We start from the raw sequence: 16,041 nt of genomic DNA on the forward strand, positions 1-16,041 counted from the left end.
CTGCATCACACCCGGGTCCACGCGGGTTGCCGCCGCAGAATGTGCAGCCGGAACGGCGCCGCGGGTATCCGTCGAACCTATGCTGGAGGTGTGGACAGCTCCGAGCAACAGGAGGCAACGCACGACGGCGGAACGCGGCTTCCGGAGCGCCCGGCGCCTTCCCTGCCGCAGGGGGAGGGGCAGGGGCAGGCTCAGGGTCAAGGGCAGGCGCTCGGGCGGCGTGCGTGGTTGGCAGCCGCAGCAGGTGCAGTGGCGGTGGGCAGCGCGGTAGTGCTTGGGGAACTCTTGGCGGGCATCTTCAGTCCATCGCTGTCACCCATGACCGCTGTGGGTGGTGCCGTCATTGATGCCGTTCCTCCCGGTGTCAAGGACTGGGCGGTCGCGCTGTTCGGGACGGCCGATAAGGTTGCGCTCCTGGTGGGCATGGCGCTGGTCATTGCCGGCCTGGCCGCTTTGGCAGGAGTCGTGGAGGACCGCCGTCGCTTTGCCGGCATAGCAGTGGTTGGCGCCTTTGGCCTGGCCGGCCTGGCAGCCGTCCTGACCCGCGCCCAAGCGAGTGCCAACGCCCTGGTGCTGGCGGTACTCACCGCCGTCGTCGCGGTGGTCCTGCTCAGGTTACTGGTCCGCAGGCTTCAGGAGTGGGGGAGCCAGGCCGCGGAGCCGGCCACCGCAGCTGCAACCCCATCCCCAGCTGCAAGCCCAACGCCGACCGCATACCCATCGCCGACCCCAAACCCAAGGCATGCCCCTGCCCGGCGCCGCTTCCTGCAGGCCTTGGCCGGGGGAGCCGCCTTCACGGCAGTCGGCGGCGCGCTCGCGGCAGCCTGGCGGGGGGCCGCCGCCGTCGCAAGCGAAGCCCGGGGCCGCGTGGCGCTGCCGGTTCCCGCCTCAGCAGCGCCGGCCATAGCGGCAGCCGCAGAGGCAGGAGTCGAGGGCATCACCCCGCTGGTCACCCCGAACACCGACTTCTACCGCATCGATACCGCGCTGTCGGTCCCAGCCGTCGATCCCGCGACGTGGGTCCTGAAGGTCACCGGCATGGTGGACAGGGAGGTTGAGCTGTCCTTCGCTGAGCTCCTGGCCAAACCCTTGGTTGAACGCCATGTCACCATCGCCTGCGTGTCCAACAACGTGGGCGGCGACCTCATCGGCAACGCGCGCTGGCTCGGGTGGCCGGTCCGCGAACTGCTGGCACTGGCAGGCCCGCAGGCCGGCGCGGACATGGTCCTCTCCAGGAGCGCCGACGGCTGGACGGCTGGAACGCCCCTTGAGGTGCTCACCGACGGCAGGGATGCGTTGCTCGCCGTCGGAATGAACGGGGAGCCACTGCCCCTTGAGCACGGCTTTCCCGTGCGGCTGGTGGTGCCGGGTCTCTACGGCTACGTGTCGGCCACCAAATGGGTTACTCAGCTCAAAGTCACCCGGTTCGAGGATGATGTGGCCTACTGGACGCCCCGTGGTTGGTCGGAACGTGGTCCCATCAAGACCTCTTCAAGGATCGACGTGCCGCGTGGCGGCCGCCCCGTGAAAGCCGGAACGGTGCTCTTCGGTGGGGTGGCCTGGGCGCAGCACACCGGCATCGGGAAGGTGGAACTGCGGGTGAACCGCGGACCGTGGCAACAAACCGGGCTGGCGCAAAGCATCTCGCTGGACACCTGGTGCCAGTGGAAGCTTGGACTGGACCTGACGGAAGGGCAGTACGAAGTCCAGGTCAGGGCCACGGACCTCTCCGGCCGCATCCAGGACGAGCAGAACCGCCCCGCCGCCCCCAACGGAGCAACCGGGTTCCACACGATTAGAGTGGACGTGAAACCCTGAAGGCTGACACCGAAGGCGGAACCATGACCAGCCCCGAACCGCATGGAATGCCTGTGGACGGAATCCGGCACGCGGCCCCGCATTCCGCCCGGCACCAGGCAGGGCACCATGCGCGGTCCGTGGCTGACCACGCCGCCGCCGTCGAGGATCTCCTGCGGCCATTGCGGTCACCGGAGCGGACGGAACGGCTGCCGCTGCGCGTGGCCCTGGGCCGGGGCCTCGTCCACGATATCCCCGCTCCCATCAGCCTGCCGCCTTTCCCCAACTCGCAGATGGATGGCTATGCCATCCGTTCCGCTGACGTGCCCGACGGCGGCGGAGAGTTGCGCGTTATGCCTCCCGTCCCCGCCGGTGCCAGTCCGGACGGACTCAGGCCCGGCACGGCCGCACCGATCATGACGGGAGCCATGCTTCCGGACGGAGCCGACGCCGTCGTCCCCATTGAGCGGGCCGTTCCGGACCGCTTCCTGCCGCCCGTAGTGCCGTCAGCGGGACAAGCCACGGGACAAACGACGCAACAGGCAACGGTGCAGTTGCCACCGGCAGTGCCCGGAACGTTTGTGCGGGCAGCAGGCAGTGACATCCTTGCCGGCGAGACGGCGCTGGCAGCCGGCACGTTCCTCGGCCCGGCCCAGCTGGGCCTGCTCGCGGCACTGGGAATCCCGGACGTGACGGTCTACAAGGCCGTGACGGTCCTGCTGGTGACCACCGGCGACGAAGTGGTGGAGCCGGGCCATGAGCTGCCCGACGGGAAGATCTACGATTCCAACGGCACGCTCCTGGAAGCTGCCATGAGGCAGGCGGGCCTGCTGGTCCGGCGGGCAGGCATTGCCACGGACCACCCGGACGCCCTCCGCACGCTGCTTCGTGCAGAGGGCGGGGCTGCGGACCTGATCGTCACCACCGGAGGGGTCAGCAAAGGCGCCTACGAGGTGGTCCGGCAGGCCATGGAGGACCAGCCGGTGGAATTCCTGCACGTGGCCATGCAGCCGGGAGGTCCGCAGGGGATCGGCAGCTTCGAAGGGATTCCTTTCCTGGGCTTCCCGGGCAACCCCGTCAGCTGCCTGGTGTCCTTCGAGATGTTCTTCCGCCCGGTCCTGGCCGGGCTCCTGGGCACACCCGCACCGCGCCTGCCGGTCCGCGCCCGCCTCGCCCAGCCGCTCACGTCTCCCGAACACAAGCACCAGGTCCGCCGCGGCACTTTGCAGCCCGACGGCACGGTGGAGCTGCAGGGCGGCGAAAGCTCCCATTTGATGCACGCGCTCGCCGGCTCCAACGTGCTGGTCCACGTCCCGGTGGGAGTGGCCGCGCTCGCGGCCGGTGCGGAGGTGGAAGTATGGATGCTGTGAATGCAGAACAAACCCCGGCCGCGCTGACGCACCTGCGCCAGGACGGCAGCGCCCAGATGGTGGATGTCTCCGCCAAAGCCGAAACCACCCGCGAGGCCACCGCCACCGCCACCGTCCACACCACGGCTGAGGTCATGGCCCTGCTCGGCTCAGGCGGACTGCCCAAGGGGGACGCCCTGGCCGTGGCACGGGTCGCCGGGATCATGGCAGCCAAGAAAACCCCAGAACTGATACCCCTTTGCCATCCGCTTCCGCTGTCCAAGGTAACCGTGGATTTTGAACTTGGCACCGGGACAGTGGCGATCCTCGCCACCGTCAAGACCCGCGGCGTCACAGGCGTGGAGATGGAAGCCCTCACGGCAGTGTCCGTTGCGGCGCTCAGCGTCTACGACATGATCAAGGCCGTGGACAAGCATGCCGTCCTCACCGACATCAAAGTGGTTGCCAAGAGCGGCGGCAAGAGCGGGGACTGGACACTGTGAGCACGCCCAGCACCCTCAACGCCCCCGAACCCCACCGCCACGGCGACGTCCAAGGCCGGAAGGCCGGCGTCGTGATCGCCTCCACCCGTGCCGCCGCCGGTATCTACGACGACGAAACCGGCCCCGTGATCACCGACTGGCTGACCGAACACGGCTTCGACGTCTTTCCCGCCATGGTGGTTCCGGACGGTGATCCCGTAGGAGCAGCCGTCCGTGCGCTCCTAACCCAGCACCCCGCCGTCGTCATCACCAGCGGCGGCACGGGCCTCAGCCCGGACGACCGCACCCCGGACGTTACGCTGCCCCTGCTGGACCGCGAGATCCCGGGCATCATGGAAGCGGTCCGCCGCGCCGGCGCCGCGAAGACCCCGCTGGCGGCGCTGAGCCGTGGTTATGCCGGCGCTGCCGGCAGTACCTTCATCATCAACCTGCCCGGATCACCCAAGGGGGTCATGGACGGCCTGTCCGTCCTGGACCCGCTGATCGGGCACCTTTGCGACCAGCTGGAAGGCGGACATGGGCACTGAGGCAGTTTTCGAAGTAGTCAACGCCGTCCTGAGCGCGGAGCCGATCTCCGTTGACCGGGCTATCGCGGCGGTGGAGAGCGACACTGCGGGGGCGGTGGTCAGCTTCAGCGGCGTGGTCCGCAATCACGACGGCGGAAAGCCGGTTGAGCGCCTTAGCTACAGCGCGCACCCCACGGCGCACCAGGTGATGGCCGACGTCGTCGCGCGCCTTGCCGAGGAGCAGGCGGCCGGAACCGGCGGGAAAGAGGGCGGGTCCTCGCAGCCGGTCCGCATCTGGGCGGCACACCGGATCGGCATGCTGGAAATCGGCGACCCCGCGCTGGTGTGCGCCGTGTCCGCAGCACACCGCGGCCAGGCCTTCGCCGTCTGCTCCGAGCTGGTGGACCGGATCAAGGAGCAGGTGCCCATCTGGAAGGAACAATTCTTCACGGACGGCACAGTGGAATGGGTGGGAGCAGGCAGCTGAACCTCCCGCTGGCGCCGCCCAAGACCTTGGTTCCTGCGAGGTAACGCACACTCCCCGGTTCCTGTGCGGCACGGGCCCACCGGTAGGCTTAACGCCATGACCGAACAACTCCCTGCTCCCATGCCCGTTGCCGTGCTGGGCGCGAACGGGCGCATGGGCGCCGAAGCCGTAAAAGCCATCGAAGCCGCAGCGGACATGAAGCTGGTGGCGGCCCTGGGTCGCGGCGATTCGCTGGACCAGGTCACGGCTGCCGGTGCGCGGTATGTGGTGGACCTGACGGTCCCGGAAAGCACCGAAGCGAACGTCCGCTTCGCCGTGGAACACGGCATCCACGCTGTTGTGGGAACCACGGGCTGGGATGCGGACCGGTTGTCCGCGCTGGAAAGCCTCCTGGCAGCACACGCTGACACGGGGGTCCTGATCGCGCCCAACTTTGCCCTCGGATCCGTGCTGGCGTCCGCCTTCGCGGCCAAGGCCGCCAAGTACTTTGAATCGGTGGAGATCATCGAGCTGCACCACCCTGACAAGGTGGATGCGCCTTCGGGCACGGCGGTCCGGACCGCCCAGCTGATCGCCGCCGAACGCGCTGCGGCGCAGGTGCCGCCCAGCCCGGACGCCACTACCAGCGAACTGGCTGGGGCGCGCGGCTGTGACGTCGACGGCGTGCGGGTCCACAGCGTGCGCCTCCGCGGGCTCGTGGCGCACCAGGAAGTCCTTCTCGGCAGTGGGGGTGAGCAGCTGACCCTGCGCCATGACTCCTTTGACCGCGCCTCCTTTATGCCCGGCGTGCTCCTTGGCGTCCGCAACGTGGCGGCCCACCCCGGACTGACCGTGGGCCTGGACGGCTACCTGGACCTGGGGCTCTAGGCCATGGGCGGACTGCTGGCCGGGTTCCGGAAAAACCGCACCAAGATCTGGGTGGGTGCGGTGACGCTGCTGCTGGTCTTCTACCTGGTGGTGTCCTTCCAGCGCTCCATACTCCTGCTGACGGACAGCAACCTCGCAGCGCAGGCTATCGGGGCGGCTTACCTGGTGCTGCCCATGATCGGGGCCTGGGCACTCATCCGCGAACTGATGTTCGGCGCCCGTACGGAGCAGATGGCAAAAGTGCTGGAGGCGGAGGGCGGGCTGCCAGTGGACGAACTGCCCCGCACGCCGGCCGGCCGCATCGTCCGTGCTGCCGCGGATGCCGAGTTCGAGAAGTACCGTTCCGAGGCCGAGGCTGCTCCGGATGACTGGCGCTCCTGGTTCCGCCTGAGCTGCGCCTATGACGCCGCCGGCGACCGGAAACGCGCCCGCGCTTCCATGCGGGACGCCGTCAGGCTTTTCCGCGGGGACGTTCCCGCCTGAGGCACTGGCTGCCCGCGGTTCAAGGCAACCGGCCGCGTGGCACCCTGAGGCACCGGCTGCCCGCGGTTCAAGGCAACCGGCCGCGCTAGCGGACGGACGTGAGTTCGCCCCGGCCCGCCAGGTTCGCGGCGTGCCCGGCCCACTCCAGCGGCCCGCGCCACTTGAGCAGCACGAACACCATTCCCACGACGATGGCAGTGGCGGCGTGGGCAAAATACATCCCGTCCTCCGTCCAGCCGGCGGGCAGCGGTTTGAGGTAGAAGCCGGAAACCACCCAGACGTGGGCCGTGTAGAGGGTCAGGGTCATCGCTCCCGCACCGCGCAGCGGCAGCAGCAGGTCCAGGTCCACCCACTCGGCCAGCCGGCCCAGCAGCAGGCACGCGCCGATCACCGCCACCGCCACCGCCGACGTGTGCAGCAGGTCCAACGTGGTGGCGGAGTGCGGTGCCGCGGATGCCAGCCACCACCAGGAGCCCTCCTGCGGGATGCCCGTCAGGTTGACCTGCAGGATGCTCTCCAGCGGATAACCCGGAGAGTCCAGCACTTCCTCCAGCGCAGCCCGGCCGCCCCAGCTCTCCATCGCCGTGACGCCCATAGTCTTTGCCAGGACTGCCACGATGGTACCGCCAACCAGGAGGACCACCGGCACCATTGCCCTGGCCAGCACCAGCCTGCCCACGATGAGTCCCACGAGCAGGTATGAAAGCCACTGGAACACGGGGTAGTAGCCGGTGAAGAACAGGTCCGCCAGCAGGCTCGACGGTGTTGCCAGGTCCTCCCAGGACGGGTTGTGGCCCAGTTGCAGCGGTGGTTCGGCGGCCAGGAGCCACGGGCGCAGCAGGTACGCCAGCACCGGGGACCCCAGGATCCAGCCGCCGGCCCAGGCGCACAACCGCTTCAGCCCCATCCCCAGGAAGGGCAGGACGCACAGGAACAGCACCGCGTAGTGGACCAGGATGATGGCCAGGTTGACTTCCAGCCCGCCCAGGGAAAGTCCGACGGCGGCAATCACCAGCGCACGCAGGGCAATGCCCCGGCGGGCGGCGGACAGGTCGGGGCCCTGCAGCGGCCTGTGCTTTCCCGTGGACAAGGCCAAGCCCACCCCGGCAAGTACCGCAAAGAGCGCCGCCGCCCTGCCCGAGAAGGTGAGGCCAATCCAGGTGGGCGTCAGGTCCGCGTTCGATTCGAAGGTGGGGAGCAGGTGGGTGGCCATCATCCCCAGCAGTGCCAGGCCGCGGGCAGCGTCGATGCCGTGGAGGCGCGCCGCCACCAGCCGCCCGGCAGTCTTACGGGACGTTCTTGCCGGGTTACGGGACGTCATGACCAGATCGTCTCATACCTGCCTGTGCCCGGGCTGTCACACGAATCTCCTTGTATTCGAATATGTGTTCGAATAATATGGGCTCCATGCACACTCCATCATCCGGAATCCCCGCTCATGAGTCCGGCAATGCAGGGCTCATGAAGGCCATGAGTCCAGGGGTTGTTGATTTCCTCTTCCGCCAGCTGGTGGCCGGCCGGCCGCCCGAGGATGTCCAGTGGGAGCAGGAGGGCCTCAGCCTCGCCGCCCAGCCCGAGGGCGCGGAGCTCGCCCGCCGCCTCGCCGAAGCGGACATTGACGCCCTGACCCCCGTGGAGCTCTTCCACTACGTCCGGGCAGCCCAGCGGCTGGCGTCATGGGCAGAGGAGCTGCGGCAGGCCGCCGTCGGACGGTATTGCCACCCGCCGGCAGGGACGCCCCGCTCCGCCAGCCAGCCTGCTCCCTGACTGCCAGCCGGCTCCGCCTACCGGCCCGCTCCCTGGCTGACTGCCAGCCCGCTCCCTGACTATCGGCCGGGTGGTGACGGCAAGGCCTGGACGGTCGGCAGGAGGCGTTGGCCATGAGGTGGAGATGGGGTGCAGAGACGCCCATTTGACGTGCATCACGCTCCCGGCATTGTCCTAACCAGCCGCGGACAGGGTAACGTTTTTTCCATGGCTGACAATTCCGCGCATCTCCCTGCCCTTGGTACTCTTCTGACCGCCATGGTCACGCCGTTCACCAAGGACGGCGCAGTGGACTATGAGCAGGCCGCTGAACTGGCCGCCAAGCTGGTGGACGACGGCTGCGACGGGCTGGTGGTCACCGGAACCACTGGCGAAACGTCCACGCTGACGGACGAGGAGAACCTCGGCATGTTCCGCGCCGTCAAGGACGCCGTGGGCGGCCGGGCCGCGATCATCGCCGGCACGGGCACCAACGACACCGCCCACTCAGTCCACCTTTCCCAGCAGGCAGCAGCCCTCGGCGTCGACGGCCTCCTCCTGGTGACGCCGTACTACAACAAGCCCAGCCAGGCCGGCGTCCGCGCACACTTCGAAACCGTCGCCTCCGCCGTCGACGTGCCCGTTATGTTGTACGACATCCCGGGACGTTCCTCCATCGCCATTGAGCCCGACACGATGATCCGGCTGGCGCAGCACCCGAACATCGTGGCAGTCAAGGATGCCAAGGCCGACTTCGTCGCCGCCACGCGCGTCATGGCGGAGACAGACCTCTCGTTCTACTCGGGCGATGACGGACTGACCCTTCCGTGGATGGCCCTTGGCGCCGTCGGCCTGGTGGGCGTCACCACCCACGTGGCCACGCGCCGTTTCCGCGAACTTATCGACGCCGTCAACGCGAACGACCTCAGCACTGCCCGGAAGATCAACTTTGATCTCCAGCCGGTAGTCCGGGCCACCATGACCCGGGTCCAGGGGGCCGTTGCGGCCAAGCAGATTCTTAAATGGCAGGGAGTCCTGCCCAACTCGATTGTCCGTTTGCCCCTCGTGGAGCCGGACGAAGCCGAGATCGAAACCATCCGCGGGGATTTGGCGGAAGCGGGGCTGGTCTTTTCCTGAGGAGTAAGACCGGCACCCTTCCGCCTGGAAAGTAGTGCAATATGACCCAAACCGCCCTCACCGGCCTTGTTACCCCTCCCCGCCTGCCGCAGGGCACGCTCCGGATTGTCCCGCTCGGCGGGCTGGGGGAGATCGGCCGGAACATGGCCGTGTTCGAAATCGACGGCAAACTGCTGGTCGTGGACTGCGGCGTCCTCTTCCCCGAGGAAACCCAGCCCGGCGTCGACCTGATCCTGCCTGACTTCTCCTACATCGAGGACCGGCTGGACGACATCGTCGCCGTGGTCCTCACCCATGGCCACGAAGACCACATCGGCGCTGTTCCGTACCTGCTGCGCCGCCGCAACGACATTCCGCTGGTGGGCTCGCAGCTCACCCTCGCTTTGATCGAAGCGAAGCTGCAGGAGCACCGCATCCGGCCGTACACCCTCACGGTCGAGGAAGGGCAGGTCGAAAAGTTCGGTCCGTTCAAGTGTGAATTCGTGGCCGTCAACCACTCCATTCCGGACGCCCTGGCCGTGTTCATCCGGACCGCCGGCGGCACTGTCCTGCACACCGGCGACTTCAAGATGGACCAGCTGCCGCTGGACGGGCGCATCACCGACCTCCGGCACTTCGCCAAGCTCGGCGAGGAGGGCGTGGACCTCTTTATGTCCGACTCCACCAACGCCGACGTTCCCGGCTTCACCACGGCCGAGAAGGAAATCGGACCCACGCTGGAACGGCTCTTCGGCCAGGCCAGCAAGCGGATTATCGTTGCTTCCTTCTCGTCCCACGTGCACCGGGTCCAGCAGGTCCTGGACGCGGCGGCCAAGCACAACCGCAAGGTGGCCTTCGTGGGCCGCTCCATGGTCCGCAACATGGCGATCGCCGAGAAGCTGGGCTACCTGGATGTCCCGCCGGGCTTGATCGTGGACATCAAGAACATCGACAACCTGCCGGACAACCGCGTGGTGCTGATGTCCACCGGTTCCCAGGGCGAGCCCATGGCAGCGCTGTCCCGAATGGCCAACGGCGACCACCGTGTGGTGGTGGGCGACGGCGACACCGTCATCCTTGCCTCCAGCCTCATCCCCGGCAACGAGAACGCCGTCTTCCGGATCATCAACGGGCTCCTCAAGCTCGGGGCCGACGTGATCCACAAGGGCAATGCCAAGGTCCACGTTTCCGGGCACGCCGCGGCCGGGGAGCTCCTGTACTGCTACAACATCCTCGAGCCGCTCAACGCCATGCCGGTGCACGGTGAGACCCGCCACCTGATCGCCAACGGCAAGATCGCCATTGAGTCCGGCGTACCGGAAGCCAGCGTCATCCTTGCGGACAACGGCACCGTCATCGACTTGAAGGACCACCGGGCTGACGTGGTGGGCCAGGTGGAAGTCGGTTTCGTCTACGTGGACGGCTCCAGCGTCGGCGAGATCACCGATGCCGACCTCAAGGACCGCCGGATCCTTGGAGACGAAGGCTTCATCTCGATCATCACGGTCATCCACCGCGCCACCGGCAAGGTGGTGTCCGGCCCCGAGATCCACGCCCGCGGCGTGGCCGAGGATGACTCCGTGTTCGACGAGATCATCCCCAAGATCAATGCCGCGCTGGAGGAGGCTGTCCTCAACCACGCCGACCACACCAGCCACCAGCTCCAGCAGGTGGTCCGCCGCGTGGTGGGCACGTGGGTCAACCGGAAGCTCCGCCGCAAGCCGATGATCATCCCCGTGGTGCTCGAGGCCTAACAGCAGCCTGCCTGCTCCGGCCCGCGTTCCCGTTCAGCGGGACCGCGGGCCGGAGGCATTTAAGGGCCGCGAACCGGGGGATCAGGGGGCCTAAATCCCCGGAAAACCAGCCCCACTCGGGTACCGTGGCTGGTATGGCCACTCGTACTACGTCCGCGCCCAATGGCTCCAGCAGGGGCAGCGCCGGAAGCAAAACCGGCAGCTCCTCCGGCCGCGGTTCAGGCTCCACGGCCGCCAAATCGGGGCGTGGTTCCGGCAGCACCGCGCGCACCCGCCAGCTCCCCGCCGTCGAACATCACCAGCCCTGGCTGCTGCGTGTGGTGGGCGGAGCCTGGCTGGGCGTCGGCCACCTGGTAGGCGGCGGGGTGCGGCGCATCGGCCATGACGTCAGCGACCTGCCCGCGGAGGAACGGCGGGACGGCGCAGCCCTGTTCAACCTGGCCCTGGGCATCTTCATCGCCACCTTCGCCTGGTGGGGCCTCACCGGCTGGTTCCCGGATGCCGTGTACGCCGTTGTCAACGGCACGTTCGGGTGGATTTCGTTGCTCCTCCCGCTGATGCTGTTTGTCTGCGCCTTCCGGCTCTTCCGCCAGCCGTCCGACGGGCGGGGCAACAACCGGGTGGGCATCGGCTTCCTCATCATGGCGTTCGCCGGCTGCGGGCTGGCGCACATCCTGGGCGGCCAGCCCACTGTGGCGCAGGGATTCGACGGCCTCCGCCAGGCGGGCGGCATGCTCGGTTTCCTGGCTGCGTCGCCCTTGGCGGCCATCCATCCCGTTGTTCCAGTGGCCCTCTACTCGCTGCTGGCCTTCGTCTCCCTGCTGATCATCACCGCCACTCCGTTCACTGCCATTCCGCGGCGGCTGCGCGCCGGCTATGAGCACCTGATGGGCATCGACCTCCTGGATGACCAGGACCGGGACGCCCATGACCGCAGCTACCTGGAACGGACCCCGCCCGCGCCGCCCAAGGGCCCCAAGAAGAAGCGCCGCTTCTTCGGCAAGGACGAGAAGGACGCCGACGCCGGACTGGAGGGCTACGTTGGGGACGAGGCGTTTGAGCATGCAGTGATCGACGACGACGACCCCAAGGAAAGCGCGGAGGCGCGCCCGGCGCCGGGCATCCGGCGGCCCACCCAGGCCGAGATCGCCGTCGAGAAGATCAAGGCGGCCCAAGGCCTGGGCGCCGGCGCTTCCTCCGCCGCGGGTGAAAACGCAACCGAAGCCATCCCCATGATCACCCCCGGCATGTCCGCGGCCGCTGCCAAACCAGTCGCCGCACCCACAGTGCCGTCCAACCCCGTGGCGCCCGCCCCGCCGCCGGTTCCCATCCCGCAGCGCACCGAGCAGTTGTCCCTCGCCGGCGACGTAACGTACACGCTCCCGGCATCGGACTATCTGACGCCCGGCTCCATCCCCAAGGAGCGCACGGAAGCCAATGACGCCGTCGTCGCCGCGCTGACCGACACCCTGCAGCAGTTCAATGTGGACGCCACCGTCACAGGCTTCAGCCGCGGCCCCACCGTCACCCGGTACGAGATCGAACTCGCTCCGGGAACCAAGGTGGAACGCGTCACCGCGCTGTCCAAGAACATCTCCTACGCCGTTGCCTCCAGCGACGTCCGCATCCTCAGCCCCATTCCGGGAAAATCGGCCATCGGCATCGAGATCCCCAACACGGACCGCGAAACCGTCTCGCTCGGCGACGTCCTCCGCAGCCAGAACGCCCGCCGGACGGACCACCCCATGGTGATGGGCGTCGGCAAGGACGTGGAGGGCGGCTACGTGGTGGCCAACCTCGCCAAGATGCCCCACCTCCTCGTTGCAGGTGCCACCGGTGCCGGCAAGTCGTCGTTCGTGAACTCGATGATCACGTCCATCCTGATGCGCGCCACCCCCGATGAGGTGCGCATGGTCATGGTGGACCCCAAGCGCGTGGAACTCACTGCCTACGAGGGCGTCCCGCACCTCATCACCCCCATCATCACCAACCCGAAGAAGGCGGCCGAGGCACTGCAGTGGGTGGTCCGGGAGATGGACGCGCGGTACGACGACCTGGCCAACTACGGCTTCAAGCACATCGACGACTTCAACAAGGCGGTCCGCGCCGGCAAGGTCCACCCGCCGGTGGACTCCAAGCGCGTCATTCGGCCGTATCCCTACCTGCTGGTGATCGTGGACGAGCTCGCGGACCTCATGATGGTCGCCCCGCGCGACGTTGAAGACTCGATCGTCCGCATCACGCAGCTTGCCCGCGCGGCAGGCATCCACCTGGTGCTTGCCACGCAGCGGCCGTCCGTGGACGTCGTCACCGGGCTCATCAAGGCCAACGTGCCGTCCCGCATGGCCTTCGCCACGTCCTCCGTCACCGACTCACGCGTTGTCCTGGACCAGCCCGGGGCCGAGAAGCTCATCGGCCAGGGTGACGCGCTCTTCCTGCCCATGGGCGCCTCCAAGGCCATGCGCGTCCAGGGTGCCTGGGTCACGGAATCCGAGATCCACAAGGTGGTTGAGCACGTCAAGGGCCAGCTCCAGGCGAGCTACCGCGACGACGTTGCCGCCGAGGCGCCGAAGAAGCAGATCGACGACGATATCGGGGACGACCTTGAGGTCCTGCTGCAGGCCACGGAACTCGTGGTCACCACGCAGTTCGGCTCCACCTCCATGCTCCAGCGCAAGCTGCGCGTGGGCTTCGCCAAGGCAGGGCGCCTCATGGACCTGCTGGAATCCCGGGGTGTCGTTGGCCCGTCCGAAGGGTCCAAGGCCCGCGACGTCCTGGTGAAGCCGGACGACCTGGCTCCCGTCCTGGCCGCCATGAAGGGCCAGGACGCGCCGGCGGCGCCGGACTCGCAGACCGCAGCCCTGAGCGACAACGCCAACGCGAACATCGCCCAGGGTGGATACGCGGAAGACCTCGTGGCCGCGGACCTCGACCAACGGAAGCAGAGTGTCGAATATTACGACGGCTCGGATTCCCCGCCTGGCGGCTACGACGACGAAGACGGTTCCGAAGATGCCTGGTCCCTCACGGGGCGCTAGCCCAAAGAATGTAGCCTAGTTAGGTGACTAGCACCGATGCCACCGCGGCCGGCCCAGGCCGTGCCGGGGTCTGGAACCTTCCCAATGTCCTGACCATGATCCGGATCGCGCTGGTCCCGTTCTTCGTGTGGTTCCTTATCGTTGACGCGCCGGGGCTGCAGAGCGCGTCCGGGCCATGGCGGTGGGCGGCGGCAGCGGTGTTCGCCGTCGCCATCTACACGGACAAGCTCGACGGCGACATCGCCCGGAGCCGGAACCTGGTGACCGACTTCGGCAAAATCGCCGATCCCATCGCGGACAAGCTCCTCACCGGCTCCGCCCTGGTCATGCTCTCGGTGCTCGGCGAACTGCCCTGGTGGGCCACGCTGGTGATCCTGGTCCGTGAATGGGGCATCACCGCCCTGAGATTCTTTGTGATCCGCTACGGGGTCATCCCTGCTTCCCGGGGCGGAAAGCTCAAGACAGTTGTGCAGACCGCGGCCATCTTCCTTTACCTCCTGCCGCTGGGTGCACTCGCCCCATGGCTGGCCTGGGTGGCGTTCGCCGTGATGATGGCTGCCGTGGCCATTACCGTCTGGACCGGCGTCCAATACGTTGTTGAGGCGCTGCGCCTTCGGGCCAAGGGAAAGCTGCAGGCAGGCAGCAGCACAGGACAGGAGCCGGCATGACCAATCTCCACCATCTGTCTGCCGAAGCGGTCAGGAAGGCCCTCGACACAGGGCGCACCGTGGCCGCTGCAGAATCGCTGACCGCAGGCATGGTGTCCGCAGTCCTTGCCGACACGCCCGGCGCCTCCGGGATTCTGCAGGGCGGCGTGGTTGCATACCAGAACTCGGTCAAGGAATCGGTCCTGGACGTCCCGTCGGAGCTGCTGGCCCGCGTGGGATCCGTTGACCCCGATGTCGCCGCGGCCATGGCGGCTGGAGCCCGGACGGTCCTGCGCGCTGACATCGGCGTCTCCACCACCGGGGTTGCGGGACCCGACGCGCACGACGGAAAGCCCGTGGGCACGGTGTATGTAGGGATTGCCACCGCCGGTGGGGCGTCGGCCTTCGAATATTCCTTTGCCGGCAACCGGGCAGAAATCCGCGGGCAGGCCTGCGCAGCTGCCCTGGAAAGGCTTCTCGAGGCCCTGTCCCGGTGACCCCGGCCGGCCGAAGTTACCCGGACGTAAAGTTGGCGGGAACAAAAGCCGGTACCGATTAGTTATTACATTGTGTCGCTTCCGGAGAGTGGAGGCGCCTAGGATGAAATGACCACGACGGTTCGCTATATGGCGGACCTGACCAATGAGGGAGCAAGGCGATACAGATGGTAAAGCAGCCCGTATCCGTAAACGGCGTTGTCCGCTGGAAGGATGTGGGCCTCGCCGATCAGGCTAAGAGCGAACAGAAGGAGCGCAAGATGGTTGTACTTCGTCACGAAATCGGTGATGTCCTGCGCGATGTCCGCCAGCGTCAGGGGCGTACGCTCCGTGAAGTTTCGCACAGCGCCCGTGTCTCCCTGGGTTACCTCAGTGAAGTGGAGCGCGGCCAGAAGGAAGCATCATCAGAGCTCCTGTCTTCGATTTGCTCGGCGCTGGATGTCCCGTTGTCCAGCATGCTCCGCGAAGTGAGCGACCGGGTGGCAGTTGCCGAAGGCGTCGCCGTTCCGGACACCGTTCCGCAGGAATTTTCCCAGCGTTATGGCCGTGACCTTGAGCGCGACCTGAACACTGAACTTAACGACGAACTTTCCACCGGCCTTCTGTCCGGCGCCCGGTAAGGGCGCCGCTGTAAGGCGGCCCTGGAAGTAAGACGCACTGAAGCCCCCGGCCCCGGCCGGGGGCTTCAGTTGTATCTGCCTACCGGTCGTCAGCAGGAGCGGCCGCGGGGCCGTCCTTCGGGAACCCGTCACGCTCGTAGGTGGCGTTCAGCTTGGCCATGTACCGGGCCAGTTCTTCCAGGTCCTCCACCGGCCATTCGCCCAGGCGTTCACGGAACACCTGCCGCCGGGCATCCTGGACCTGGTGCATCTTTTCCTCGCCCTTGGGCGTCAGCCGGATGGCCTGGGCACGCCCATCCAGCGGATCGGCCTCCTTGGACACGAGTCCAAGGCTCTCCAGGAAGGCGATCTGCCGGCTGACGGACGGCTTGCCCACGCCAATGTTCATGGCCAGGTCGGTGAGCCGGATGGGGCCCTCCCTGCGGATCACCGTCAGCAGGCCGTAGGCTGCCGGCTCCATGTCCGGATGCACCTGGCGGGAGAGCTGGTTGGAGATGGCCCGGGCGCGCCGCCAGAAGAGGCTTATCTGGTGCTCCACGTTCTGCAACGCGGCGTCCACTGTAGCTTCGTCGTGGCGGCCTTGCAGGAAGGGGACATCGGGGGAGCTGCTCATGGCAACAATTCTAGGGTG

The 16,041-nt window shown here is 67.4% G+C and carries 16 protein-coding genes; 14 read left to right on the forward strand and 2 right to left on the reverse strand.

Going from position 1 to position 16,041, the window contains the following annotated elements; all coding sequences use genetic code 11:
* The first annotated feature begins 318 nt into the window (after window positions 1–318).
* From FHJ30_RS07755 to FHJ30_RS07785, 7 genes are all read left to right on the forward strand, one after another.
* On the forward strand, window positions 319–1,818 hold the full coding sequence (locus tag FHJ30_RS07755) for a molybdopterin-dependent oxidoreductase (protein WP_240793636.1): 1,500 nt from the start codon (window positions 319–321) through the stop codon (window positions 1,816–1,818).
* A 23-nt stretch (window positions 1,819–1,841) separates the two neighbouring features.
* Window positions 1,842–3,167: a gephyrin-like molybdotransferase Glp gene (gene glp / locus FHJ30_RS07760; protein ID WP_373683124.1), complete on the forward strand. Its 1,326-nt coding sequence runs from the start codon at window positions 1,842–1,844 to the stop codon at window positions 3,165–3,167.
* Window positions 3,155–3,649, forward strand: a complete 495-nt coding sequence (gene moaC / locus FHJ30_RS07765) for a cyclic pyranopterin monophosphate synthase MoaC (RefSeq protein ID WP_139028718.1) — start codon at window positions 3,155–3,157, stop codon at window positions 3,647–3,649. Before glp ends, moaC begins: the two co-directional genes overlap by 13 nt.
* Entirely contained in the window at window positions 3,646–4,176 is a 531-nt protein-coding gene (locus tag FHJ30_RS07770; protein ID WP_139028719.1) for a MogA/MoaB family molybdenum cofactor biosynthesis protein, read from the forward strand. Before moaC ends, FHJ30_RS07770 begins: the two co-directional genes overlap by 4 nt.
* The gene (locus tag FHJ30_RS07775) at window positions 4,166–4,642 is read left to right on the forward strand and encodes a molybdenum cofactor biosynthesis protein MoaE (RefSeq protein WP_139028720.1); all 477 of its coding nucleotides are present in this window, start codon (window positions 4,166–4,168) and stop codon (window positions 4,640–4,642) included. The genes FHJ30_RS07770 and FHJ30_RS07775 overlap by 11 nt, the downstream gene beginning before the upstream one ends.
* A 96-nt stretch (window positions 4,643–4,738) precedes the next feature.
* Complete coding sequence (gene dapB, locus FHJ30_RS07780; RefSeq protein ID WP_139028721.1) at window positions 4,739–5,509, forward strand: 4-hydroxy-tetrahydrodipicolinate reductase; 771 nt, start codon at window positions 4,739–4,741, stop codon at window positions 5,507–5,509.
* Window positions 5,510–5,512: 3 nt separating this feature from the next.
* Complete coding sequence (locus tag FHJ30_RS07785; RefSeq protein WP_139028722.1) at window positions 5,513–5,992, forward strand: hypothetical protein; 480 nt, start codon at window positions 5,513–5,515, stop codon at window positions 5,990–5,992.
* An 85-nt stretch (window positions 5,993–6,077) separates the two neighbouring features.
* Here FHJ30_RS07785 and FHJ30_RS07790 read toward each other — a convergent pair whose 3' ends face one another.
* Entirely contained in the window at window positions 6,078–7,313 is a 1,236-nt protein-coding gene (locus FHJ30_RS07790; protein ID WP_139028723.1) for a heparan-alpha-glucosaminide N-acetyltransferase domain-containing protein, read from the reverse strand.
* A gap of 86 nt (window positions 7,314–7,399) precedes the next feature.
* On the opposite strand from FHJ30_RS07790, the gene FHJ30_RS07795 reads away from it, so the two are divergent.
* From FHJ30_RS07795 to FHJ30_RS07825, 7 genes are all read left to right on the forward strand, one after another.
* Window positions 7,400–7,759, forward strand: a complete 360-nt coding sequence (locus tag FHJ30_RS07795) for a hypothetical protein (protein WP_373683125.1) — start codon at window positions 7,400–7,402, stop codon at window positions 7,757–7,759.
* 207 nt (window positions 7,760–7,966) lie between these two features.
* Window positions 7,967–8,875: a 4-hydroxy-tetrahydrodipicolinate synthase gene (gene dapA / locus FHJ30_RS07800; RefSeq protein ID WP_139028724.1), complete on the forward strand. Its 909-nt coding sequence runs from the start codon at window positions 7,967–7,969 to the stop codon at window positions 8,873–8,875.
* A gap of 41 nt (window positions 8,876–8,916) precedes the next feature.
* Entirely contained in the window at window positions 8,917–10,608 is a 1,692-nt protein-coding gene (locus tag FHJ30_RS07805; protein ID WP_139028725.1) for a ribonuclease J, read from the forward strand.
* Between the two features lie 134 nt (window positions 10,609–10,742).
* Window positions 10,743–13,646 carry a DNA translocase FtsK gene (locus FHJ30_RS07810; protein ID WP_139028726.1) on the forward strand — a complete coding sequence of 968 codons (2,904 nt, stop codon included), beginning with the start codon at window positions 10,743–10,745 and terminating at the stop codon, window positions 13,644–13,646.
* 23 nt (window positions 13,647–13,669) lie between these two features.
* Window positions 13,670–14,314, forward strand: a complete 645-nt coding sequence (pgsA, locus tag FHJ30_RS07815; protein ID WP_139028727.1) for a CDP-diacylglycerol--glycerol-3-phosphate 3-phosphatidyltransferase — start codon at window positions 13,670–13,672, stop codon at window positions 14,312–14,314.
* Complete coding sequence (locus tag FHJ30_RS07820) at window positions 14,311–14,790, forward strand: CinA family protein (protein WP_139028728.1); 480 nt, start codon at window positions 14,311–14,313, stop codon at window positions 14,788–14,790. The genes pgsA and FHJ30_RS07820 overlap by 4 nt, the downstream gene beginning before the upstream one ends.
* Window positions 14,791–14,957: 167 nt before the next feature.
* The gene (locus FHJ30_RS07825; RefSeq protein WP_043793869.1) at window positions 14,958–15,410 is read left to right on the forward strand and encodes a helix-turn-helix domain-containing protein; all 453 of its coding nucleotides are present in this window, start codon (window positions 14,958–14,960) and stop codon (window positions 15,408–15,410) included.
* A 79-nt stretch (window positions 15,411–15,489) separates the two neighbouring features.
* Here FHJ30_RS07825 and FHJ30_RS07830 read toward each other — a convergent pair whose 3' ends face one another.
* Window positions 15,490–16,023 (reverse strand): MarR family winged helix-turn-helix transcriptional regulator, encoded by a 534-nt coding sequence (locus tag FHJ30_RS07830; protein WP_139028729.1) that lies wholly within the window; start codon window positions 16,021–16,023, stop codon window positions 15,490–15,492.
* Window positions 16,024–16,041: the final 18 nt, after the last annotated feature.

It is taken from the genome of Arthrobacter sp. BB-1, assembly GCF_006151685.1.
Lineage (GTDB): Bacteria > Actinomycetota > Actinomycetes > Actinomycetales > Micrococcaceae > Arthrobacter.

Coding starts and splice junctions, on each gene's coding strand:
- FHJ30_RS07755 (WP_240793636.1), top strand. CDS start 319: ATGACCGCTGTGGGTGGTGCCGTCATTGATGCCGTTCCTCCCGGTGTC.
- glp (WP_373683124.1), top strand. CDS start 1,842: ATGACCAGCCCCGAACCGCATGGAATGCCTGTGGACGGAATCCGGCAC.
- moaC (WP_139028718.1), top strand. CDS start 3,155: ATGGATGCTGTGAATGCAGAACAAACCCCGGCCGCGCTGACGCACCTG.
- FHJ30_RS07775 (WP_139028720.1), top strand. CDS start 4,166: ATGGGCACTGAGGCAGTTTTCGAAGTAGTCAACGCCGTCCTGAGCGCG.
- dapB (WP_139028721.1), top strand. CDS start 4,739: ATGACCGAACAACTCCCTGCTCCCATGCCCGTTGCCGTGCTGGGCGCG.
- FHJ30_RS07785 (WP_139028722.1), top strand. CDS start 5,513: ATGGGCGGACTGCTGGCCGGGTTCCGGAAAAACCGCACCAAGATCTGG.
- FHJ30_RS07790 (WP_139028723.1), bottom strand. CDS start 7,313: ATGACGTCCCGTAACCCGGCAAGAACGTCCCGTAAGACTGCCGGGCGG.
- FHJ30_RS07795 (WP_373683125.1), top strand. CDS start 7,400: ATGCACACTCCATCATCCGGAATCCCCGCTCATGAGTCCGGCAATGCA.
- dapA (WP_139028724.1), top strand. CDS start 7,967: ATGGCTGACAATTCCGCGCATCTCCCTGCCCTTGGTACTCTTCTGACC.
- FHJ30_RS07805 (WP_139028725.1), top strand. CDS start 8,917: ATGACCCAAACCGCCCTCACCGGCCTTGTTACCCCTCCCCGCCTGCCG.
- FHJ30_RS07810 (WP_139028726.1), top strand. CDS start 10,743: ATGGCCACTCGTACTACGTCCGCGCCCAATGGCTCCAGCAGGGGCAGC.
- FHJ30_RS07820 (WP_139028728.1), top strand. CDS start 14,311: ATGACCAATCTCCACCATCTGTCTGCCGAAGCGGTCAGGAAGGCCCTC.
- FHJ30_RS07825 (WP_043793869.1), top strand. CDS start 14,958: ATGGTAAAGCAGCCCGTATCCGTAAACGGCGTTGTCCGCTGGAAGGAT.
- FHJ30_RS07830 (WP_139028729.1), bottom strand. CDS start 16,023: ATGAGCAGCTCCCCCGATGTCCCCTTCCTGCAAGGCCGCCACGACGAA.